Source organism: Pseudomonas sp. R11F, assembly GCF_050312575.1.
Lineage (GTDB): Bacteria > Pseudomonadota > Gammaproteobacteria > Pseudomonadales > Pseudomonadaceae > Aquipseudomonas > Aquipseudomonas palleroniana.
This window is the reverse complement of sequence record NZ_JBNPJU010000015.1, coordinates 64,686-85,813: the sequence shown is the minus strand read 5'-3', so window position 1 is coordinate 85,813 and position 21,128 is coordinate 64,686. Positions and strand designations below refer to the sequence as shown.

The 21,128-nt window shown below is 59.6% G+C and carries 19 protein-coding genes and 1 other RNA gene; 12 read left to right on the top strand and 8 right to left on the bottom strand.

Annotated elements, in window-relative coordinates; all coding sequences use genetic code 11:
* Nucleotides 1-267 precede the first annotated feature (267 nt).
* Nucleotides 268-2,997 carry a LuxR C-terminal-related transcriptional regulator gene (locus tag ACQRBV_RS04380; protein WP_411985760.1) on the top strand — a complete coding sequence of 910 codons (2,730 nt, stop codon included), beginning with the start codon at nt 268-270 and terminating at the stop codon, nt 2,995-2,997.
* A 33-nt stretch (nt 2,998-3,030) separates the two neighbouring features.
* Here ACQRBV_RS04380 and ACQRBV_RS04375 read toward each other — a convergent pair whose 3' ends face one another.
* The 4 genes from ACQRBV_RS04375 to ACQRBV_RS04360 form a co-directional block, all read right to left on the bottom strand.
* On the bottom strand, nt 3,031-3,171 hold the full coding sequence (locus ACQRBV_RS04375; RefSeq protein WP_081086983.1) for a DUF2256 domain-containing protein: 141 nt from the start codon (nt 3,169-3,171) through the stop codon (nt 3,031-3,033).
* Nucleotides 3,168-4,706 (bottom strand): cryptochrome/photolyase family protein, encoded by a 1,539-nt coding sequence (locus ACQRBV_RS04370; RefSeq protein WP_411985759.1) that lies wholly within the window; start codon nt 4,704-4,706, stop codon nt 3,168-3,170. The genes ACQRBV_RS04375 and ACQRBV_RS04370 overlap by 4 nt, the downstream gene beginning before the upstream one ends.
* Nucleotides 4,707-4,871: 165 nt before the next feature.
* Nucleotides 4,872-5,999, bottom strand: coding sequence for an ATP-binding protein (locus tag ACQRBV_RS04365; RefSeq protein WP_411985758.1), 1,128 nt, complete (start codon nt 5,997-5,999; stop codon nt 4,872-4,874).
* A 202-nt stretch (nt 6,000-6,201) separates the two neighbouring features.
* Nucleotides 6,202-6,441, bottom strand: coding sequence for a hypothetical protein (locus ACQRBV_RS04360; protein WP_090366706.1), 240 nt, complete (start codon nt 6,439-6,441; stop codon nt 6,202-6,204).
* 336 nt (nt 6,442-6,777) lie between these two features.
* On the opposite strand from ACQRBV_RS04360, the gene ACQRBV_RS04355 reads away from it, so the two are divergent.
* Together ACQRBV_RS04355 and ACQRBV_RS04350 are read left to right on the top strand one after the other, a co-directional pair.
* Complete coding sequence (locus ACQRBV_RS04355; RefSeq protein ID WP_090366704.1) at nt 6,778-7,254, top strand: hemerythrin domain-containing protein; 477 nt, start codon at nt 6,778-6,780, stop codon at nt 7,252-7,254.
* Nucleotides 7,255-7,608: 354 nt separating this feature from the next.
* Entirely contained in the window at nt 7,609-8,379 is a 771-nt protein-coding gene (locus ACQRBV_RS04350; RefSeq protein WP_198760516.1) for an OmpA family protein, read from the top strand.
* Nucleotides 8,380-8,454: 75 nt separating this feature from the next.
* On the opposite strand, the gene ACQRBV_RS04345 is transcribed toward ACQRBV_RS04350, so the two are convergent.
* The 4 genes from ACQRBV_RS04345 to ACQRBV_RS04330 form a co-directional block, all read right to left on the bottom strand.
* On the bottom strand, nt 8,455-9,036 hold the full coding sequence (locus tag ACQRBV_RS04345) for a BON domain-containing protein (protein WP_090366702.1): 582 nt from the start codon (nt 9,034-9,036) through the stop codon (nt 8,455-8,457).
* Nucleotides 9,033-9,626 (bottom strand): phosphoheptose isomerase, encoded by a 594-nt coding sequence (locus ACQRBV_RS04340; protein WP_007904374.1) that lies wholly within the window; start codon nt 9,624-9,626, stop codon nt 9,033-9,035. Before ACQRBV_RS04340 ends, ACQRBV_RS04345 begins: the two co-directional genes overlap by 4 nt.
* Before the next feature lie 92 nt (nt 9,627-9,718).
* The gene (locus ACQRBV_RS04335) at nt 9,719-10,090 is read right to left on the bottom strand and encodes a YraN family protein (RefSeq protein WP_411985757.1); all 372 of its coding nucleotides are present in this window, start codon (nt 10,088-10,090) and stop codon (nt 9,719-9,721) included.
* Nucleotides 10,090-11,901 carry a penicillin-binding protein activator gene (locus tag ACQRBV_RS04330; protein ID WP_060753919.1) on the bottom strand — a complete coding sequence of 604 codons (1,812 nt, stop codon included), beginning with the start codon at nt 11,899-11,901 and terminating at the stop codon, nt 10,090-10,092. The genes ACQRBV_RS04335 and ACQRBV_RS04330 overlap by 1 nt, the downstream gene beginning before the upstream one ends.
* A 209-nt stretch (nt 11,902-12,110) precedes the next feature.
* Here ACQRBV_RS04330 and rsmI point away from each other — a divergent pair, with 209 nt between their 5' ends.
* From rsmI to mraY, 9 genes are all read left to right on the top strand, one after another.
* Nucleotides 12,111-12,983 carry a 16S rRNA (cytidine(1402)-2'-O)-methyltransferase gene (gene rsmI / locus ACQRBV_RS04325; RefSeq protein WP_090366696.1) on the top strand — a complete coding sequence of 291 codons (873 nt, stop codon included), beginning with the start codon at nt 12,111-12,113 and terminating at the stop codon, nt 12,981-12,983.
* 96 nt (nt 12,984-13,079) lie between these two features.
* An RNA gene (gene rnpB, locus ACQRBV_RS04320) (RNase P RNA component class A) lies at nt 13,080-13,433 on the top strand.
* Between the two features lie 355 nt (nt 13,434-13,788).
* Nucleotides 13,789-14,244: a division/cell wall cluster transcriptional repressor MraZ gene (gene mraZ / locus ACQRBV_RS04315; protein ID WP_003171868.1), complete on the top strand. Its 456-nt coding sequence runs from the start codon at nt 13,789-13,791 to the stop codon at nt 14,242-14,244.
* Nucleotides 14,241-15,188, top strand: coding sequence for a 16S rRNA (cytosine(1402)-N(4))-methyltransferase RsmH (gene rsmH / locus ACQRBV_RS04310; protein ID WP_060753917.1), 948 nt, complete (start codon nt 14,241-14,243; stop codon nt 15,186-15,188). Before mraZ ends, rsmH begins: the two co-directional genes overlap by 4 nt.
* Complete coding sequence (gene ftsL / locus ACQRBV_RS04305) at nt 15,185-15,478, top strand: cell division protein FtsL (protein WP_003171871.1); 294 nt, start codon at nt 15,185-15,187, stop codon at nt 15,476-15,478. Before rsmH ends, ftsL begins: the two co-directional genes overlap by 4 nt.
* Nucleotides 15,478-17,220, top strand: a complete 1,743-nt coding sequence (locus ACQRBV_RS04300; protein ID WP_411985762.1) for a peptidoglycan D,D-transpeptidase FtsI family protein — start codon at nt 15,478-15,480, stop codon at nt 17,218-17,220. The genes ftsL and ACQRBV_RS04300 overlap by 1 nt, the downstream gene beginning before the upstream one ends.
* Nucleotides 17,220-18,683: a UDP-N-acetylmuramoyl-L-alanyl-D-glutamate--2,6-diaminopimelate ligase gene (locus ACQRBV_RS04295; protein ID WP_198760511.1), complete on the top strand. Its 1,464-nt coding sequence runs from the start codon at nt 17,220-17,222 to the stop codon at nt 18,681-18,683. The genes ACQRBV_RS04300 and ACQRBV_RS04295 overlap by 1 nt, the downstream gene beginning before the upstream one ends.
* Nucleotides 18,676-20,046, top strand: coding sequence for a UDP-N-acetylmuramoyl-tripeptide--D-alanyl-D-alanine ligase (locus ACQRBV_RS04290; RefSeq protein ID WP_104995543.1), 1,371 nt, complete (start codon nt 18,676-18,678; stop codon nt 20,044-20,046). Before ACQRBV_RS04295 ends, ACQRBV_RS04290 begins: the two co-directional genes overlap by 8 nt.
* Nucleotides 20,046-21,128, top strand: a complete 1,083-nt coding sequence (gene mraY / locus ACQRBV_RS04285; protein WP_060753913.1) for a phospho-N-acetylmuramoyl-pentapeptide-transferase — start codon at nt 20,046-20,048, stop codon at nt 21,126-21,128. The genes ACQRBV_RS04290 and mraY overlap by 1 nt, the downstream gene beginning before the upstream one ends.

Genomic DNA, 21,128 nt, shown 5'->3' with positions numbered 1-21,128 from the left:
GCCGCCCCAAACCCAGGCACCTCGGTCCTCCTGAAATACCGCGGCGTCTTTGTTGGGGCGGCTTTGCCACCCAGCGCGGGGCAAGCCCGCTCACTACAGATGATGTGTTCTACCCACCATTTAACTGACTGGCATCAGGCCCCTCCCACATTTTTTGTCGCAGTTCTTTTTCAGGTAAATGTTGCAAAGATCTACAACCCCGCCGCTTTTACCGCTAGTCTGCGGACATCTGCAATGCCGACAACAGCCTTCTACAAGAGCCCGGCGATGACTGATCTGTCCCGAATCCAAGGGCCTGCGAGCGCAGCGATTCCGACGCTGGAAGCGCGCTTCTACAGGCCGCCGCTGCCTGACGGCTACGTGCTGCGACCGCGCTTGTGCGAACGTTTGAGCGCCGGGTTGGAGGGGCGATTGCTGCTGGTCAGCGCGCCGGCCGGGTTCGGCAAAAGCTCGTTGGCGGTCGAGTTCTGCCAGGCCCTGCCGACGCATTGGCAAAGTCTGTGGCTGGGGTTGAGCCCACGGGACAGCGACCCTGGTCGATTTCTTGAGCGCCTGCTCGACGGTTTGCAGCAATACTTCCCGCAGCTCGGTGCCCAGTCCCTCGGCCTGCTGAAAATGCGCCAACGCCATCAGCCCTTTGCTTTCGAGGAGTGGCTGGATGGTTTGCTGGATGAGCTGACGGGCTACCTGTCCACGCAGACGCCTTTATTGCTGGTACTGGATGACTACCACTTGGCCCAGGGGCCGGTGCTGGATCGTTGCCTGCAATTCTTCCTCAATCATTTGCCTGACGGCCTGGTGGTGTTGGTCACCAGTCGCCAGCGTCCGGATTGGCACCTGGCGCGATTGCGCTTGTCACGGCACCTGCTGGAATTGCATGAACAGGACCTGCGCCTGACTCATGACGAGTCCCTGGCGGTGCTGGACCGCCATAGCAGCTCATTGCGCGGCGAGGCCCTGGATAACCTGATTCGACGCAGCGAAGGTTGGGTCGCCGGCTTGCGTTTCTGGCTGCTGGCGGCGTCCGAAGCCGGCAATGAAGGCGCACTGCCGCAAAGCCTGCACGGCGGGGAAGGGCTGATCCGGGATTACCTGCTGGAGGAGGTCATCGACTGCCTGCCGGTGGAGGTGCAAGCATTTTTGTATGACACGGCGCCTCAGGATCGTTTTTGCAGCGAGCTATGCGATGCCGTACGCGAAGCCCATGACAGTGGTGAAATCCTGCGCTACCTGCTGGCTCATCAAGTCTTCCTGGTGCCTTTGGACGAGCAGGGGCATTGGTATCGCTACCACCATCTGTTTTCCGACCTGCTGCGTACGCGTCGCGCCAAGAGCGCCACATTGCCCTTGGCCAGCCTTCACCTGCGCGCCTGCCGGTGGTTCAACGCCCAGGGCCTGATCGATGAGGCGGTCGAGCAGGCACTGCGGGCCGGCCATCTCGATGTGGCGGCGAACCTGGTGCAAAACCTGTCTGAAGAGCAACTGCTGGCCGAGCAGAACGTGGGCATGTTGCTGCGCTGGAAGATGGACTTGCCCGACAGCCTGCTGATCAGCACGCCACGCTTGATCGTGTTGTATAGCTGGGCCTTGGGCCTGGCTTGCCAACTGGACGCGGCCGAAGAGTTATCCAGCTACCTCAGCCGCTTCCTGCCGGCGCCGTCAGCGACCGCACAGAAATCCATGCTCGCCCAATGGTTGGCGCTGAGCGGCATCATTGCCCGTGGCCGCGGGGATCGCGAATCGACTCAACGTTATTGCAGCGAGGCGTTGGAAAGCCTGCCGCACAAGCGCTACGGCCAGCGCCTGATGTGCCTGTCGACCCTCTCCAACCTGGCCATCGTCGATGCCGACCTATGGCGTGCCCGGGGCTTGAATCGAGAGTCCCTGGAGCTGGCGCAACGCGTCGGCAACCCCCTGTTTGAAGCACTGGCCCATTACGACCGGGCGCGGGTACTGCAGGCGCGTGGCGAGATCCTGCGCTCGCTCGACGAAGTGCGCCAGGGCTTGCAGCGCCTGCATGACCTGGCGCCACAACGGTTGTATGCCGTGCGCGCGCGGCTGTCGCTATATGAAGGTTACCTGCTGCTGGTGCGTTACCAGCCCGAAGCCGGCCTCGCACGGTTGCGTGCCGGGCTGGCGGAAGCCCGCGCCTGTCGGGATATCAGCGTATTGATCGGGCATTGCGTGATCGCCAACTTCGAAGGGCGACGTGGGGATTTCCCCAAGGCGTTTGCCGAGCTGGCCGAGGCCGAGCGCCTGATGCATATCTGGGATGTGCCACCGATCTACTATCTGGCGATGATCACGCTGATCAAATGTGAGCTGTGGCTGATCCAGGGGCGCACTGACCTGGCCGATGCCTGGCTGACCCGCCTGGGGCAGACCTACAACGGTGAGCACGCGGCCGCAGCGCCGGAGTTTCATCCACACTTGCCGCAACATATCGAGCTGCAGCAGGCCGCGCTGGATGCAACGCGCCATCAATCCGAGGCTTCACTGCGACGGCTTGAAGCGTTGGCGCAGCAAGCTCATAACGATGGGCGCCAGATGATCGCGCTGATGGCGCTGACCCAGCAGGCGCACTTGCTACTGGAGTGCGGCCAGGAAGCCAAGGCCCGGTCCATCCTCGTCCAAGCCTTGGAAGCCGGAGCGGGCGGTGCGCTGCAACCGTTCCAGCGCTTGCTGGAAAACTACCCGGACTGGATGCGCGAACAACTTGGCAGGGACCCCCATGGCCTGTTGAACCAGAGTTTGCTGGCGCTGCTTCCCGTGGTGGTGCCGGTCGGAACTTCGCCTGCTCACGAAACCCTGAGCGCCCGAGAGCGGGCGGTCCTGCAATTGATCGCGCAGGGGTGTTCGAATCAGGAAATCAGCAATCAGCTGTTTATTTCACTGCACACCGTCAAGACCCACGCCAGCCACATCAACAGCAAACTGGGGGTCGAGCGGCGTACTCAGGCGGTGGCACGGGCGCAGGAGTTGGGGTTGATTGGTTAGCGCTTCGCCCCGTGTGTGCAGGGATGCGCCGGTTCAGTTTTTCACCGGCTTGTTGCGCCGGCAGCGCTGCGAGCAGTAAAGCACTTCATTCCAGCAACGGGCCCACTTTTTTCGCCAGGTAAAGGAGAGGCCGCAAGACACGCAGGTTTTCACCGGCAGCTCACTCTTTTTCAAAATGACTCACCTTCATCCAGCCGGGCCAGCAGACTCTGCCCCCGTTGCCAGAGCGCCTGCTGCTTGGCCTCCGTCAGGCGGTCGAGGTTTTTATACACCATGCCCATGCGGTGATTGCCGCGCAGAAGGTCAGCGTGACGCATGAGAAAGTGCCAATAGAGCGCATTGAAAGGGCAAGCATCTTCTGTGGTGCTTTCACTGACCTTGTAGGCACAGGTACGACAGTAGTCAGACATGCGTTTGATGTACTGACCGCTCGCACAGTAAGGTTTGGAGCCCAGGTACCCACCGTCGGCGTGCATCACCATGCCCAGGGTGTTTGGCAGCTCGACCCATTCGAATGCATCCATGTAGATCGCCAGGTACCACTCGCATATCTGGGGCGGAGCGATACCGGCCAAGAGGGCAAAATTGCCTGTCACCATTAACCGTTGAATGTGATGAGCGTAGGCGTGCTCCAGACTTTGGTTGATGGCTTGGCGCATGCAGTTCATCCGGGTAGCGCCTGTCCAGTAGAACTCCGGCAGTGATCTTGTATTGCCGAACGCATTACCGTCGGCGTAGTCAGGCATCCTCAGCCAGTAGACGCCCCTGACGTACTCCCGCCACCCGATCAGTTGGCGAATAAAGCCTTCTGCGGCATTCAGCGCGATGTTGCCCGACCAATAGGCGGCCTCGACATCGCTGCACAGTTGGCGAACATCCAACAGGCCGATATTGAGCGCGGCACTGATACGGGCATGAAACAAAAAGGGCTCATCACTGGCCATTGCGTCCTGATAGTCACCGAAGGCCGCCAGCCCCCAATCGAGGAAGTAATCCCAAAGAGCCTGCGCATCTGCATGAGTGACCGGGTAGTCGAAGTTGGCCAGGGTTCCGTAGTGGCTGGAAAAGTGTTCAGCCACCAGCGCAAGGACTTCCTGGGTGAGGGTGTCTGGCGGGAAGCGGGCCGGCGCAGGCGGCCGCACTCCTCTGGGTAGGGGCTTGCGGTTGTCCGCATCAAAATTCCACGCACCGCCTACCGGGCTGCCGTCACCGTTGAGCAGTATCCTGTTTTTACGGCGCATTTCTCGATAGAAAAACTCCATGCGCAGCTGCTTTTTGTCTGCGGCCCAACGGGCGAATTCGGCACGGCTGCAGAGAAATCGACTATCGCGATGCCACTCAATCGCCAAGCCACACGTACGGATTGACTGTTCCAGGCGCCAATCGCCACATTCGGTGATGTGCAGTTCATCGGGCTGCAACAGTGACTGCCAGCGCCGTAGCTCACTTGGCACCGAGCCAGTGTTCTGTGGGTCATCGAGGGTGACGTAGTGGACCTGCGTTCCAGCCTGCTTCAATGCCTCGGCGAAGTGGCGCATGGCGCTGAAGACCAGGGCGATCTTTTGCGGGTGATGAGGGACGTGGCGGGCCTCTTCCATCACCTCGACGAGCAGTACGCTATCGCGCTCTTTATCCAGGCCCTGCAGCGAGGCCAGGTCGAAAGACAATTGATCGCCCAGAACCAGGCATAGTCGGCGATGTGCAGTCATCGAGCAGTTTCCAGTGATGGAGAAACGTATAGGGTGCAGGCATGCCGGAGCCACGGTGAGAGGGCGCACGGATGACTGACTGTTCACCTATACTTGTACAATAAAAATAATTTGTACAATTTTTTTCGACGGGACGTGCAGTGATTTTTCGCAGGGGCAAACGGCTCACTCGGTGAGCGGAAGTTTTACGAGGAAAGTAGTGCCTTGCGTTGCGTCAGAAGTGACGTCGATTGAGCCCTTATGGGCGGTCACGATTTCTGACGCGATAAACAGGCCCAGGCCCAAGCCTTCGGTAGGTCCGTTTTCAGTGGTGGAGCGCTGAGAAAAACGCCCCATGGGGTTGAAGATAAACGGTAGGGCATCCTCAGGTATCGGTTGGCCGCTGTTATGGACGCTGAATACCGCGACGTCCTCCGTGACCGACAACTGCACGGTTATGGGATGCTGGATATTGCCGTGACTCACAGCGTTGCTGATGATATTTGAAAAGACCTGCTCCAATCGCGGGCCATCAAACCTGCCGGGAACCGCAGTGCGTGCGACAAACAGCACGTTGGCTTCAGGATGAAATGCCTGGATTTCTTCCACCACTCTGCGGCACAGCGGTAAAAGGTCCAGGTCTGTCTTGGTGACGGGAATACCGGGCCCCATGTGGCAGCGTGTCAGATCCAGCAAATCGCCAACAATACGGCTCGCCCGGGTAACGCTGGTATGTATCTGGGTCGCGACTTTGGCATCCCGCGCCCCGAGACCCTCGGAATGCTTGAGAATGTCGCTGCCCAGTAAAATCGCCCCGAGCGGGGTGCGCAAATCGTGGCCGAGAACGCCCAGGAAAATATTGCGCGACACATCAACGGCTCGGGAGTAACTGGCGATAGACTCCGCGAGAGCCTGGTCAATCGCTTCGTGGAATCGGGTCATATCATCAATATTCAGTGACGTGCCATTTTTTACCTGGCTCATCCACTGTCTGAGCACGCTCGCCCTGAGGGCGCGATATTCAGAAACCATTTGATCGATGGTGAAGCCCGACAGTAAGCGAGCCACTGCATGGGTCTCAGCGGCGGTTTCGTGCTCTTCCACCGGCCCCAGGCCATGCGACTTATCAATCTGCTCTTGTGCGGTCTGTGCGGTTCGCAGGTCGGCGACGATCGCACGCAGCATTTGCTCTGCATGGTCGCGCAATGCACTGCGGTCGAGATCCGCGCCGGGAGTCTCGATCGTTCTCGCGAAATCTTCCCAGGCCTGCAAGATGGGCTCGAGGTTTTCTAGAATGAAATCCGGCAGGCGCATGTCGGTGTCCTGATCAGGTCCGTTATAGGCGGACTGAAGCAAAATTGCGTAGGTGGGAGCAAGGTGGTGAGCCAGTTTAGGAGGTTCTCCAGTGGATTTCAAAGCGCGACCAAGCCGGCTTTACCCGATATAGGGCCCGATATAGGGAGCGAGCATCACGCGTTTTGAGGCTTGCCCTGAGCCGCCGTGCTGAGAGGCTGTTCTATAGGCCCGCTGTCAACAATCTCAGCCTTTTCTCGACGGCGCTGTCGAAATGGTTGGACAGCAACTCACAACGCTCCGGCGGGAGGCCGGCACAGCAGGTTATTCCCAGGACGAACCCTTCGGCCTTCGCGCCGGTTTTTACCGCGAAAATCATCGAGCCTGCCCGCTCTATATCGTAAAAAAGCCTATCGGCCTGACGCTTGATGGCATCAGGCAAGTCATCTGTGTATGGGTTCATGACCTACTCCACATGCTTACTTCTGCAATCTGGTCCGACGCATAAGCGCTGCACCTCATGCAATAAATGACCGTGGGTCGATTGAGATGTTCGTAATTTCTGGCCTTGGCGAGCGCTTGGGATCAAACGGCGTTTGAGCGTGTTGCTATCTGCAATAGACGGCAGGTCCATTCGGGCAAGGTGCATGAATTCAAATTGCCACTAATCTAAATAACCTATTGAAATATAAGGGGTTTAAATTTTTTGTAAGGTGGCACGGCAAATGCGATAGCACTAGGGAGATAGCCGCCAAAGAACGGCTGAACCCTTCCGTGATAGCCATAGTGAGATAGAAAAATGAATGCCATCGACCTTCTCAAAGCCGACCACGAAAAAGTCAAAGCCATCCTGACCCAACTGAGTGAATCGACTGAGCGTGGGGTAAAGAAACGCACTGAGCTGCTGGATAAATTAGAGATGGAAGTGTCCATCCACACCCAGTTGGAGGAGCAGATTCTCTATCCCGCCTTCAAGGCCGCCGGTGGGAAAGACGAGGCCGAGATGTACTATGAGGCAAAAGAAGAACATCGCACGGTTGACTCTCTGGTTCTTCCCGACCTGAAAGCAACTGATCCTACCTCCCCGGAATTCGCAGGGCGGGTGAAGGTGGTCAAGGAACTGCTCGAACATCACATCGAAGAAGAGGAAACAGAGATGTTTCCCAAGGCCAAGAAGCTTCTGGGCAAAGCCGAGCTTGAAAAGCTGGGTGAACAGATGCTGGCCATGAAGTCATCGTTGAAAAAGAGTTACGTGTCTCAAAAAGTTGCAGCCTGAACCCATAGGCTTTAACTGCGCCTGTAGAAAGATGAGCCCGACGCCACGTCGGGCTCATTTTTTTGCCCTTCGGAATCGGCCTTTGACCGGTTACGCTTGGGTTGACTCAGCCTCGCTTTCTAATTGCGGTGTGATTGTTACTGGATATTCAGTGGCTACTTTCCGGCGACATTTGCAGAGAAATCGACAATCGCCGTTCAGCAATCGTCTGCTAGGGTTTGAGTGTGCTCGGCCGTTGTAGAGCACGGCGCCCGCCGGGCATGGAATTTTTACCGTTTGTCGTGTTCCAAGCTCGGCACAGGTCCATTGCCAATGTCCTCTGCATCACAGAATGCAAAAGTAGGAGCTTCCTTCATGTTTACTCCGCGTCGTCTGCTTGTTGTCGCTACCGCCGTAGCCTTGTTGTCCGGCTGCGCTTCACCTAATCCTTATGACGGCAGCAGCCAGGGACAGGCAGGTAATGAGTCCGGCGGTATGAGCAAGACCGCCAAGTACGGTGGCCTGGGTGCCCTGGCCGGCGCATTGGCAGGTGCGGCCATCGACCATAACAACCGTGGCAAGGGCGCACTGATCGGTGCGGCTGTTGCCGGTATTGGTGCTGCGGGTTACGGCTACTACGCCGACCAGCAGGAAAAGAAACTGCGTGAAAGCATGGCCAACACTGGGGTTGAAGTTCAGCGCCAGGGTGATCAGATCAAGCTGATCATGCCGGGTAACATCACCTTCGCCACCAACTCGGATGCCATCGCCAGCAGCTTCTACCAGCCGCTGAACAATCTGGCCAACTCCCTCAAGCAGTTCAACCAGAACACTATCCAGATTGTCGGTTACACCGACAGTACCGGCAGCCGCCAGTTGAACATGGACCTGTCCCAGCGTCGTGCGCAGAGCGTAGCGAACTACCTGACTTCCCAAGGCGTCAGCCCAGCCAACCTGAGCGCCCGTGGTGCCGGCCCGGATAACCCGATTGCCAGCAACGCCGACGTGAATGGCCGTGCCCAGAACCGTCGCGTAGAGGTCAACCTCGGTCCGATTCCTGGCCAGCAATACGGTCAGCCTGGTCAGCAGCAGGCACCACAACAGAACAACCAGTTCCAGGGTAACCCGTACCAGCAGTACCAATAAACACGGGCGACAAGCGACAAAAAAGGGCGCCGTGCAGTCAATGCACGGCGCCCTTTTTCATGGCTGTCGGTTACATCAATCGATGTATTCGAACACCTTCACGATCTTCTGCACACCCGATACGCCTTGCACGAGGTTGGCTGCACGCGCCGCTTCCGCCTGGGTCAGCAGGCCCATCAGGTAGACGATGCCGTTATCGGTGACGACCTTGATGCGCGAGCCGGGAATCGCGCTGTCGGTCAGCATCTGCGTCTTGATCTTGGTGGTCAGCAGGGCATCGTTGCTGATGGCCAGCAGGGTGATCGGGTCCATCACTTGCAGTTCGTTGTTAACCTTCTTGACGCGCTGGACACTCGAAGCGGCTTGTTCAGCCAGGGCCTTGAGGTCGGCACGCGGGGTTTGCCCGGCCAGCAATACCACGCCGTTGAAGCTGGTCACGACGATGCGCGAAGCTCCGTTGCCCAGGTCCGGTGCGGCCTTGGCAATGTTGACCTCGACCTTGGTTTCGATCAGCGAGTCGTCGATCTTGCTGCCGAAGGTACGAGTACCCTTATCGTCCTGAATGGGGGTGTCACGTGTTGCGGTGATTGCCGTGCTGCAGCCGCTGATGGCAAGGCACAGCGTAATGCCCAAAAGGCTGAGGCGTTTAACGGTCATTCTTCACTCCCGAACAGTTGGCTGTCGATCAGATCGCACAGGCAGTGGATCGCCAGCAGGTGGACTTCCTGAATGCGTGCAGTGACATTGGCCGGGACGCGGATCTCCACATCCTCGGGCAGCAACAGCGAAGCCATGCCGCCGCCGTCGCGGCCGGTCAATGCTACGACAATCATTTCGCGATCATGTGCGGCCTGGATCGCTTGAATAATATTCGCCGAGTTGCCGCTGGTGGAAATCGCCAGCAGCACATCGCCCGGTTGGCCCAGGGCGCGGATCTGCTTGGAGAAGATCTCGTTGTAGCTGTAATCGTTGGCAATCGAGGTGATCGTCGACGAGTCGGTGGTCAGGGCGATGGCCGGCAAGCTCGGGCGCTCACGCTCGAAGCGGTTGAGCAGCTCGGAGGAGAAGTGTTGGGCGTCACCGGCCGAACCGCCGTTACCGCACGAAAGCATTTTGCCTTCGTTGAGCAAGGCGTTGACCATGACCTGACTGGCTTGCTCGATGTGCGGTGCAAGTACGTCCATCGCCTGTTGCTTGGTGTCGATGCTGGCCTGGAAAAGCTGGCGAATTCGGGATTGCATGTCCATCTGTGTGACCTTAAGTGGCGCGGCTGATTGGCACGAAAATGTGCAGCCCGCAATGCAAAGAGCAAAAGTGTGTGATGAAGGTGTCCGGTGAATCAGCTGTCGAAGGCATCTTTGAGCCAGTTCAGATCAGCTGGGCCTAACGGTGTGCTTTCTATGGCAACCACATCGAAACGGCAGGGAGAGTCAGCCCAGCGATGCTCTGCTTGCAGGAAAACCTGCGCGGCGAGTATCAGCTTCTGACGCTTGCGCCCGTCGATACTGGCGAGCGCACCACCCCATTGTGCGTGTTTTCTGTAGCGGACTTCGACGAATACTACTGTATCGCCGTCAAGCATGACCAGATCAAGCTCGCCGCGTTTACACAACCAGTTTTGCGCCAGCAGGCGCAAACCTTGTCGTTGCAGATACTGGAGAGCTTGCAGTTCGGCATCCTTGCCGCTTTGTGCGCTGGAACGCTCGGGCATCAGCGCGGGGTGTCCGGCAGGCGCTGGATGTCGCCACCGACAAACTTCGCCCAAGGCATCTGACGGTCGACACGCTGGTTGGCGCTGACGCCCAGGCTGCCCGAAAGCCCGTCAACTCGAGTGTCGGGCAGCGCCTTCAGCTGGCCTAGGCGCGGTGCCAGACGGTAGGCATCGACACCCATTGCGTACAGGCGACCGAGGCTGCCATTGGCCTGCGGCCATTGTGCCGCGACCTGGTTGCGCAGCGGGTCGGTGCTGTTGAGCAACCATGGGGTCTCGCAGAACATGACGTTGGTCATGTCCTGGTACTGGTTCTTGTCGCCGCTGGCACTGAACACGTGGGAGGTTGCGTAAACCGGCACATCACCGGCGTACTGGAAGTTCAGGGTGGGTTTGATCTGCTGGGCCAGCTGCGGGGTAACGGCCAGGAAGATGAACTCGATATCCTGGCGACGCGATGGCTGAGCGGCAACGTCGGTACCGACGGTGCTTTGCAGGCTCTTGGCGCGGCCTTCGCTTTTACGCAGCTGGAACAGGTCTGCGATCTGTTGGGCGAGGGCGACGGGCTGGTCGACGTACTCAACACCGACGACGGTGCCGCCATTGGCTTCCCAATCCTGGCGGAAGGCCTTGTAGACGCGCTCGCCCCATTCGCCACGAGGGACCATGGCGGCGGCACGGTGCAGGCCATCGGCACGAGCACGGCGCGATACTTCGCGGGCTTCATCTTCAGCCGCCAGGCCAAACTGGAACAGTTGGGCCGGGTTGTGTTCAGCCTCGCTGTAGTTCAGTGCCAGGGTAGTGATCGGCAATTGCGGACGTGCGCTGAGTTGTTTGACCAGCGGCTTCTCCAGTGGGCCAACCACCAATTGCACGCCGGCGGCCTGGGCCTTGGCGTAGAAGTCGTCAAGCGAGGTCAGGCGCGAGCTGTCATAGAACTCGATCACCGGCGGCTTCTGCCCGGCCTGTTCGGCCTGGTAGTGCGCGGCCATGAAACCTTCACGCAGCGCTTTGCCGACTGAGGCCAGTTGGCCTTCCTGCGGCAACAGCAGGGCGATCTTGTTCAGGGGCTGGCTGGCCAGTTCCTTGAGCTTGGTCAGCGGCAACGGCAGTTGCACCGCCGCCGGATGCCCCGGGTTCTGCGCACGCCAGGTATCGATAGCGGCTTGCTGCTGCTCCAGGGTGCCGGCGCCCTTGACCGCCTGGGCCAGTGTGATCCAGCCGTCCAATACCGGGTTGCCGCTGGCTTGCAACTGATCGGCTGGCAGCGCGGCAATCAACGCCCAGATCGCTTCGTGGTTGCTCTTGGCGGCGTCGCCGCTGAGCAGCGGGGCCATGGCGACGCGTTCGCGAGCGGCAGCCAGGGTCTGGCCATCGGCTTCATAAGCGCGGGCATGTACGGTGCCGGTACGGATCTGCTGGTCTGTCGGCAGATCCTTCAGGCTTTGCAGACTCGGGTGGTTGAGCGCTGCCAATGCAGCCTTGGGCTGATTGCGGGCCATGGCCAACTCAGCGGCCAGGGTGCTGGCAAATACTTGTGCGGCCGGTTTCAGGACATCCAGCGGCACCTGCGCAAGAATCTGCGACGAGCGGCCAGGGTTGTTCTGGTGGAACGCCAGGTCAGCCGCACTCAGGCGCAGCAGCGCGGCCTTTTCTGGCGTCTTGGCGGTAGTTGCCTGTTCGAGCAGTTGCTCGATACTGGCATCCGGGGTCCGGGGCAGGTCGCCAAGGCTGGACGAGGGCGAGCTGGCACAAGCGGCCAGGAGGGCAGCGAGGCAGAGGGCGGAGAGCAGCCGCAGGCAAGCGATCATGTAAGTGTTCCTGATACCGATCAAATTAGCGTGGAATTGTACCCAAGCACTGGCTCAGGCGCGATGTTACTGGCGTGAAAGCGTCGATTTAGGTCGTGCAAATGTTGCAATCGCTCGTCGATGGCTGAAAAAGCATCCATCGTGATGGCGTATTTTCGAAGCGCCTAGGCGCTACACTATGGCTTTTGCCAACCATCGAGGTGTGCGTTTTGACTGCTCCAGGTCCTTTGAATTCCACTGCTGGCTCGCTTTTTGTGGTGGCGACGCCGATTGGCAACCTGGACGACATCAGTGCCCGGGCGCTGAAGGTGTTGCGCGAAGTCAAGCTGATCGCGGCGGAAGACACGCGTCACTCCCAGCGGTTGATGCAGCATTTTGGTATCAGCACGCCATTAGCGGCGTGCCATGAACACAACGAGCGCGAAGAGGGCAGCCGCTTCATCACCCGTCTGCTGGCGGGGGACGACGTGGCACTGATCTCCGACGCGGGTACACCGCTGATTTCCGACCCGGGCTACCATCTGGTACGTCAGGCGCGTGCCGCAGGTATCAATGTAGTGCCTGTTCCGGGTGCGTGCGCGCTGATCGCCGCATTATCTGCCGCCGGCTTGCCGTCGGACCGTTTTATCTTTGAAGGCTTTTTGCCGGCCAAGGCGGTTGGGCGGCGTGCGCGCCTTCAAGCCTTGAAGGAAGAACCGCGTACCTTGATCTTCTATGAGGCTCCGCATCGCATCCTGGAATGCCTGGAAGATATGGAGTTGGTGTTTGGCGGTGAGCGCCTGGCGCTGCTGGCCCGTGAGCTGACCAAGACCTTCGAGACCCTCAAGGGGCTGCCGCTGGAGGCATTGCGTGCCTTTGTCGAGGGTGACAGCAACCAGCAGCGTGGCGAGTGCGTGGTGTTGGTGGCCGGCTGGACCGCGCCGGAAAACGAAGACGCGGTCGGCAGTGAGGCGATGCGCATCCTGGACTTACTGCTCAAGGAAATGCCCCTCAAGCGCGCCGCGGCCCTGGCGGCGGAAATTACCGGCTTGCGTAAGAATGTGTTGTATCAAGTCGCGCTGGATAAACAGAAAGCCGAATAGTTCCGGGGTTTAACCTGTATTTCGTCTGAACGTGATGGCCATTCTGAACTTTTATTACTTGTCCTGAGGCCGTCGTGCCGTTAACCTGCGCGGCGGAGAGTCGATTGGACAGTCGCTGCCCTCTATGAAAATTAGGGGGGGGAGGAAAGTCCGGGCTCCATAGGGCGAAGTGCCAGGTAATGCCTGGGAGGCGTGAGCCTACGGAAAGTGCCACAGAAAATAACCGCCTAAGCACTTCGGTGCCGGTAAGGGTGAAAAGGTGCGGTAAGAGCGCACCGCACGACTGGCAACAGTTCGTGGCTAGGTAAACCCCACTTGGAGCAAGACCAAATAGGGTCCCAAGGCGTGGCCCGCGCTGGGACCGGGTAGGTTGCTAAAGATGTCCAGTGATGGCCATCGTAGACGAATGACTGTTCAAGACAGAACCCGGCTTATAGATCGACTCTCCACCTTTTTTCCTTCTGTCCGGATCTCGGGCAGAAAACCGGTAGTAACGCAAGACTCCCTCCCTGCCGAATCATTGGCAGATGCATCTTCGTAATACCAAAAAAATCTTACTCTTAATAAATCACTTTAACTTTAAGCCATAGCTCCATGAGCTATTTGCGGTTGTTGAGTCAAAAACATCGCCAAACTCTCGTTTCTCCTCCTTTTGCGCTCCTAAATCTCCGTTCTGTAAGGCTTTTCCTTGAATCCGCGCCTTGACGGTGTGGTGGGCGCATTCCTATAGTGTGCGCAAGTGGCGGAAAGTGGCACAAAGTGGGTTTTTTGAACGTAAAACGCTAAAATTTGGAGAAACGCAACTGTGTTTCGCGGAGCCAACGCTATCAGTCTCGATGCAAAAGGCCGTCTCGCCATGCCGAGCCGGTATCGTGACGAGCTCATTTCGCGAAGTTCAGGCCAGTTAATCATCACGATTGATGCTGTTGACCCTTGTTTATGTGTTTACCCCCTCGATGAGTGGGAGTTGATTGAAACCAAGTTGCGCGCTCTGCCTTCATTGCGTGAAGAAAACCGTCGCCTGCAGCGTTTGCTGATTGGTAATGCCGTCGACCTCGAACTGGATGGCAGCGGTCGTTTCCTGGTGCCTCCGCGTCTGCGCGAATACGCCAAGCTCGACAAGCGCGCAATGCTGGTGGGCCAACTGAACAAGTTCCAATTGTGGGACGAAGATGCCTGGGATGCTGTTTCTGCAGCTGACCTGGCGGCTATTCAACAACCGGGCGCCATGCCTGATGAACTGCGTGATTTGATCCTGTGACTATTGATAGCGGCTTTAACCACATCACCGTACTGCTTGACGAAGCCGTTGAGGCTCTCGCCGTACGCGCGGATGGCTGCTATGTGGATGGCACCTTCGGCAGGGGCGGGCATAGCCGTTTGATACTCAGCCAGCTCGGATCTGACGGCAAACTCCTCGGATTCGACAAAGACCCTCAAGCGATTGCCACCGGGCAAGCGCTAGCGGCCGAAGACGGCCGCTTTGTCGTTGTGCAGCGTAGCTTTGCCGAGCTGGGTGCCGAAGTGACCGAACGCGGCATGGCAGGCAAGGTGGCCGGGGTTTTGCTCGATCTGGGCGTGTCCTCGCCACAACTCGACGACCCGGAGCGCGGCTTCAGCTTCATGAACGACGGCCCCCTCGATATGCGCATGGATCCTACCCGGGGCGTCAGTGCCGCGCAGTTCATCGCTACGGCGCCGGTGGAAGAAATCGCCCGCGTGTTCAAGGAATATGGTGAAGAACGTTTCGCCGGCCGCATGGCTCGCGCCGTGGTCGAGCGCCGCGAGATCCAGCCGTTCGAACGTACCGCCGACCTGGCCGAAGTGCTGAAGGTTGCCAACCCTGCTTGGGAAAAAGGTAAAAATCCGGCCACCCGTGCGTTCCAGGGCCTGCGTATTCACGTCAATAACGAACTGGGTGACTTGGAAGCCGGCCTTGAAGCCGCGCTGGATGCCCTCGAAGTGGGGGGGCGCCTGGTGGTGATCAGCTTCCACTCCCTGGAAGACCGCATCGTCAAACTGTTCATGCGTCGCCTGGTCAAGGGCGAGACGGATAACCTGCCGCGCAACCTGCCGGTGCGTTTCGAAGCCTTTGTGCCGAAAATCAAGATCCATGGCAAAGCGCAGTTCGCTTCCGAAGCTGAACTCAAGGCCAACCCGCGTGCCCGTAGTGCCGTCATGCGTGTTGCGGAGAAGTTACGGTGAGCAAGCTTTTCGCCAAGCCCCTCCCGGGCGGTAGCTTCTTTATGTTGCTGCTGTTTATCGGCGTGCTGGTGTCCGCGATCGCGGTGTCCTACAGCGCCCACTGGAACCGCCAGTTGCTCAATACCCTGTACGGGGAATTGAGCGTGCGCGACAAGGCTCAGGCGGAGTGGGGTCGGTTGATTCTCGAGCAAAGCACCTGGACCGCCCACAGCCGTATCGAGGTGCTGGCCACCGAGCAGCTGAAAATGCACATTCCGGGCGCGGCCGAAGTCCGCATGGTGGCGCCATGATGAAGCTCGAAGGCGCACTCTACCCATGGCGCTTCCGCGTGGTGCTCGGCTTGCTGGCGCTGATGGTGGGCGCAATCGCCTGGCGCATCATCGACCTGCAGGTCGTCGACCGTGACTTCCTGATTGGTCAGGGCGATGCCCGTAGCCTGCGTCATATCCCGATCCCGGCGCACCGTGGCCTGATCACCGACCGCAACGGCGAGCCTCTGGCCGTCAGTACCCCGGTGACGACCCTGTGGGCCAACGCCAAGGAACTGCAGACCGCCAAGGAAAAATGGCCGGAACTCGCAGCCGCCCTGGGCCAGGATCCGAAAGCCCTGGCTGAGCGTCTGGAAGCCCAGGCCAATAAAGAATTCATCTACCTGGTGCGCGGGCTCACCCCTGAGCAGGGCCAGCAAGTGCTCGACCTTAAAGTCCCCGGTGTCTACGGCATCGAGGAGTTTCGTCGTTTCTACCCAGCCGGTGAAACCACCGCGCATATGGTCGGCTTCACCGATATCGACGACCACGGTCGCGAAGGTGTCGAGCTGGCCTACGATGAATGGCTGGCCGGGGTTCCCGGCAAGCGACAGGTCATCAAGGACCGGCGCGGCAGGCTGATCAAGGATGTCCAGGTCACCAAGAACGCCAAGGCTGGCAAGCCCTTGGCGTTGTCGATTGACCTGCGTCTGCAATACCTGGCCAACCGTGAACTGCGTAACGCGATCATAGAGAACGGCGCCAAGGCCGGTAGCCTGGTTATCATGGACGTGAAGACCGGCGAAATCCTCGCCATGGTCAACCAGCCGACCTACAACCCGAACAACCGTCGCAACCTGCAACCGGCGATGATGCGTAACCGCGCCATGATCGACGTGTTCGAGCCGGGTTCGACCATGAAAGCCATCTCCATGAGTGCCGCCCTCGAAACCGGACGCTGGAAGCCGAGCGACAAAGTCGAGGTTTACCCAGGCACCTTGCAGTTGGGCAAATACACCATTCGTGACGTGTCCCGTACCGAAGGTCCGGTGCTGGATTTGACCGGTATTCTGATCAACTCCAGTAACGTGGGCATGAGTAAGGTCGCCTTCGATATCGGCGGCGAAACCATCTACCACCTGGCCCAGAAGATCGGCTTGGGCCAACCCACCGGCCTGGATTTCCCGGGCGAGCGCGTGGGCAACCTGCCGAACTACCGCGACTGGAAAAAAGCCGAGACCGCCACACTGTCCTATGGCTACGGCCTGTCGGTAACGGCGATCCAGCTGGCGCACGCTTTCTCGGTATTGGCCAATAACGGTCGCATGGTTCCGTTGAGCCTGATCCATGTCGACGAAGCGCCGAAAGCTACCCAGGTCATCCCGGAAAAAGTCGCCAAGACCATGCAAGGCATGCTGCAACAAGTGATCGAAGCCCCGCGTGGCGTATTCCGCGCCCAGGTGCCGGCCTATCACGTGGCAGGCAAGTCCGGTACCGCGCGTAAAACGTCGGTGGGTACCAAGGGCTATGCCGAAAACTCCTACCGCTCACTGTTCGCCGGCTTCGGCCCGATGAGTGATCCGCGCTACGCCATCGTCGTAGTGATTGATGAGCCGAGTAAAGCCGGCTATTTCGGTGGCCTGGTATCGGCGCCGGTGTTCAGCAAAGTCATGTCCGGCACCCTGCGTCTGATGAACATCACGCCGGACAATCTGCCGCCGACCCAACAAGCGAATGCCGGAGCACCGGCCGCCGCTGCAAAAGCCGATGGAGGGCGCGGCTGATGTCTCTTAGCCTGAACAAGATTTTCGCCCACGCCGGTCACGACCTGTTGATTCGCGAGCTGAGCCTGGACAGCCGTAGCGTACGCGCCGGGGACCTGTTCCTGGCGGTGCCTGGCGGCAAGTTCGATGGTCGCGAGCATATCGCCGATGCGCTGCAGCGCGGCGCTGCGGCCGTGGCTTATGAAGTGGAAGGCGCCACCGTGTTGCCGATCACCGATGTCCCGTTGATTCCGGTCAAGGGCTTGGCGGCGCAATTGTCCGATATCGCCGGGCGTTTCTATGGCGACCCGAGTCGCCAGCTGAACCTGGTGGGCGTGACCGGTACCAATGGCAAGACCAGCGTGACCCAACTGGTCGCACAAGCGCTTGACCTGCTGGGCCAGCACTGCGGCATTGTCGGTACACTGGGCACCGGTTTTTATGGCGCACTGCAAAGCGGCCTGCACACCACGCCGAACCCGATCGCCGTGCAAGCCACCCTGGCCGACCTGAAAAAAGCCGGTGCCAAGGCGGTGGCCATGGAAGTGTCTTCCCATGGCCTGCACCAGGGCCGCGTTGCGGCGCTGGCCTTTGATGTGGCGGTGATGACCAACCTGTCCCGCGATCACCTGGACTACCACGGCACCATGGAGGCCTACGCTGCTGAAAAGGCCAAGCTGTTTGCCTGGAATGACTTGAAGTGCCGCGTGGTGAACCTGGATGACGCGTTCGGTCGTCAGCTGGCGGCCCAGGAGGGTGAGTCGCGCCTGATCAGCTACAGCCTGGAAGACGCCAGTGCGTACCTGTATTGCCGTGAAGCCCAGTTCAATGACGAAGGCGTGCTCGCCACGCTGGTGACCCCACAAGGCGAGCACCACTTGCGCAGCAGCCTGTTGGGGCGTTTCAACCTGAGTAACGTCCTCGCCGCCATCGGCGCGTTGCTCGGCCTGGATTACGCCCTCGACGAAATCCTGAAAGTCCTGCCGAAGCTGGAAGGTCCGGTCGGCCGTATGCAGCGCCTGGGTGGTGGTTCGCAGCCGTTGGTGGTGGTCGATTATGCCCACACGCCGGACGCCCTCGAAAAAGTCCTGGTGGCCCTGCGCCCACACGCCAAGGGCAAATTGCTCTGCCTGTTCGGCTGCGGCGGTGATCGTGATCGGGGCAAGCGTCCATTGATGGCCGAAATTGTCGAGCGCCTGGCCGACGGCGTGCTCGTGACCGACGACAACCCGCGCAGCGAAAACCCGAGCCAGATTTTCGATGACATCCGTGCTGGCTTCAAAGACGCTTCCAAGGCCACGTTCGTTGCCGGTCGTGGTGCAGCCATTGCCCAGTTGATCGCCAGCGCCGGCGCTGACGACGTAGTGGTGCTGGCCGGTAAAGGCCATGAGGACTACCAGGAAATCAACGGCGAACGCCATGCCTTCTCCGATCTGGTCGAGGCCGATCATGCCTTGACCGCCTGGGAGGTTGCCCATGCTTAAGGCGATGAAGTTCAGCGAGCTGGCCCAGGCCCTTTCGGCCCGCGTGTTGTCGAGCGACTGCAGCTTCGATGGCGTCAGTATCGACAGCCGTAATATCAAGCCGGGCCAGCTGTTTGTGGCCTTGGCCGGCCCGCGCTTTGACGGGCACGATTACCTGAACGACGTTGCCGCCAAAGGTGCAGTAGGTGCTCTGGTGCAACGTGAAGTTGCGGACTGCGCCTTGCCGCAGTTGCTGGTCGCCGATACCCGCCTGGCCCTCGGTCAACTGGGTGCGCTGAACCGCGCCGCCTTTGACAAGCCTGTCGCGGCCATCACCGGCTCCAGCGGCAAGACTACGGTCAAGGAGCTGCTTGCCGGTGTGTTGCGCACGCGTGGGCCGGTGCTCGCTACCCGTGGCAACCTGAACAATGATTTCGGCGCTCCGCTGACCCTGCTCGAACTGGCCCCGGAACACACGGCGGCAGTGATCGAACTGGGCGCTTCGCGCATCGGCGAAATCGCCTACACCGTGGCGCTGACCAAGCCTCACGTGGCGATCATCAGCAACGCCGGTACCGCCCACGTCGGCGAGTTCGGCGGCCCGCAGAAGATCGTCGAGGCCAAAGGTGAAATCCTTGAGGGTCTCGACGCATCCGGCACTGCGGTTTTGAATCTCGACGACAAGGCTTTCGAGACCTGGCGTGTACGCGCTGCCGGTCGCAAGGTGCTGACTTTTGCCGTACTCAATGCCGCCGCTGATTTTCACGCCTCCGATATCTCTGTCGACGCCCGTGGCTGCCCGTCGTTCACCCTGCACACCCCGCAGGGCAGTGAGCGGGTGCAACTGAATCTGCTCGGCAACCATAACGTCGCCAATGCCCTGGCCGCCGCCGCCGCTGCGTACGCCCTGGGTGTGTCGTTGTTCGGTATCGCGACCGGCCTGGGCGCCGTGCAGCCGGTCAAGGGGCGCACCGTGGCGCAGTTGGCAAGCAACGGTATGCGCGTCATTGATGACACTTACAACGCCAACCCATCCTCCATCAATGCCGCCGTGGATCTGCTCAAGGGCTTCGACGGGCGCAAGGTGCTGGTGTTGGGCGATATCGGCGAATTGGGCGACTGGGCTGAACAAGGCCACCGCGAAGTCGGCGCGTATGCCGCCGGCAAAGTCGATGCGCTTTACGCCGTCGGCTCGAACATGGCGCACGCCGTCAACGCCTTTGGCGCAGGCGCGCGGCACTTCGCGACCCAGGCCGAATTGATCCAGGCGCTGACAGCGGCTGAACAAGACAAACACACCACTATTTTGATCAAGGGATCGCGCAGCGCGGTGATGGAAAACGTCGTCGCGGCCTTGTGTGGCTCAAGTACGGAGAAACATTAATGCTGCTGCTGCTGGCTGAGTATCTGCAACAGTTCTACAAAGGCTTCGCGGTCTTCCAGTACCTGACCCTGCGCGGGATCCTGGGTGTGCTGACCGCGCTGTCTCTGTCGCTGTTCCTGGGGCCATGGATGATCCGTACCCTGCAGAACCTGCAAATTGGTCAATCGGTTCGCAATGACGGCCCGCAGTCGCACCTGTCCAAGTCCGGCACCCCGACCATGGGCGGTGCGTTGATCCTGTCGTCCATCGGTATCAGCACCTTGCTGTGGGCCGACCTGCACAACCGCTATGTGTGGGTGGTGTTGCTGGTGACCCTGTTGTTCGGCGCCATCGGCTGGGTGGACGACTACCGCAAAGTGATCGAGAAAAACTCCAAGGGGCTGCCAAGCCGCTGGAAGTATTTCTGGCAATCGGTGTTCGGGCTCGCCGCTGCGATTTTCCTCTATACCACCGCGCCAAGCGCGGTCGAGACCACCCTGATCATCCCGATGCTCAAGGACGCCAGTATTCCCCTCGGCGTTGGTTTCGTGGTGCTGACCTACTTCGTGATCGTCGGCTCCAGCAATGCGGTGAACCTGACCGACGGCCTTGATGGCCTGGCGATCATGCCGACGGTGATGGTGGGCGGTGCGCTCGGCATCTTCTGCTACCTGTCGGGTAACGTGAAGTTCGCTGAATACCTGCTGATTCCCTACGTACCGGGCGCCGGCGAGTTGATCGTGTTCTGCGGCGCGCTGATCGGCGCCGGCCTGGGGTTCCTGTGGTTCAACACCTACCCGGCCCAAGTCTTCATGGGCGACGTCGGCGCACTCGCGCTGGGCGCGGCCCTGGGTACCATCGCGGTGATCGTTCGCCAGGAAATCGTGCTGTTCATCATGGGCGGTGTGTTCGTGATGGAAACCCTGTCGGTGGTCATCCAGGTGGCTTCCTTCAAATTGACCGGGCGTCGTGTGTTCCGCATGGCGCCGATTCACCACCACTTTGAACTCAAGGGCTGGCCCGAGCCACGCGTGATTGTCCGTTTCTGGATCATCACCGTGATTCTCGTGCTGATCGGCCTTGCCACCCTGAAACTGAGGTAG

Excerpts from the sequence above, each read along its gene's own strand:
- ACQRBV_RS04380 (WP_411985760.1), top strand. The coding sequence starts at position 268 with ATGACTGATCTGTCCCGAATCCAAGGGCCTGCGAGCGCAGCGATTCCG.
- ACQRBV_RS04370 (WP_411985759.1), bottom strand. The coding sequence starts at position 4,706 with ATGACTGCACATCGCCGACTATGCCTGGTTCTGGGCGATCAATTGTCT.
- ACQRBV_RS04365 (WP_411985758.1), bottom strand. The coding sequence starts at position 5,999 with ATGCGCCTGCCGGATTTCATTCTAGAAAACCTCGAGCCCATCTTGCAG.
- ACQRBV_RS04360 (WP_090366706.1), bottom strand. The coding sequence starts at position 6,441 with ATGAACCCATACACAGATGACTTGCCTGATGCCATCAAGCGTCAGGCC.
- ACQRBV_RS04355 (WP_090366704.1), top strand. The coding sequence starts at position 6,778 with ATGAATGCCATCGACCTTCTCAAAGCCGACCACGAAAAAGTCAAAGCC.
- ACQRBV_RS04350 (WP_198760516.1), top strand. The coding sequence starts at position 7,609 with ATGTTTACTCCGCGTCGTCTGCTTGTTGTCGCTACCGCCGTAGCCTTG.
- ACQRBV_RS04345 (WP_090366702.1), bottom strand. The coding sequence starts at position 9,036 with ATGACCGTTAAACGCCTCAGCCTTTTGGGCATTACGCTGTGCCTTGCC.
- ACQRBV_RS04340 (WP_007904374.1), bottom strand. The coding sequence starts at position 9,626 with ATGGACATGCAATCCCGAATTCGCCAGCTTTTCCAGGCCAGCATCGAC.
- ACQRBV_RS04335 (WP_411985757.1), bottom strand. The coding sequence starts at position 10,090 with ATGCCCGAGCGTTCCAGCGCACAAAGCGGCAAGGATGCCGAACTGCAA.
- ACQRBV_RS04330 (WP_060753919.1), bottom strand. The coding sequence starts at position 11,901 with ATGATCGCTTGCCTGCGGCTGCTCTCCGCCCTCTGCCTCGCTGCCCTC.
- ACQRBV_RS04300 (WP_411985762.1), top strand. The coding sequence starts at position 15,478 with ATGAAGCTCGAAGGCGCACTCTACCCATGGCGCTTCCGCGTGGTGCTC.
- ACQRBV_RS04295 (WP_198760511.1), top strand. The coding sequence starts at position 17,220 with ATGTCTCTTAGCCTGAACAAGATTTTCGCCCACGCCGGTCACGACCTG.
- ACQRBV_RS04290 (WP_104995543.1), top strand. The coding sequence starts at position 18,676 with ATGCTTAAGGCGATGAAGTTCAGCGAGCTGGCCCAGGCCCTTTCGGCC.
- mraY (WP_060753913.1), top strand. The coding sequence starts at position 20,046 with ATGCTGCTGCTGCTGGCTGAGTATCTGCAACAGTTCTACAAAGGCTTC.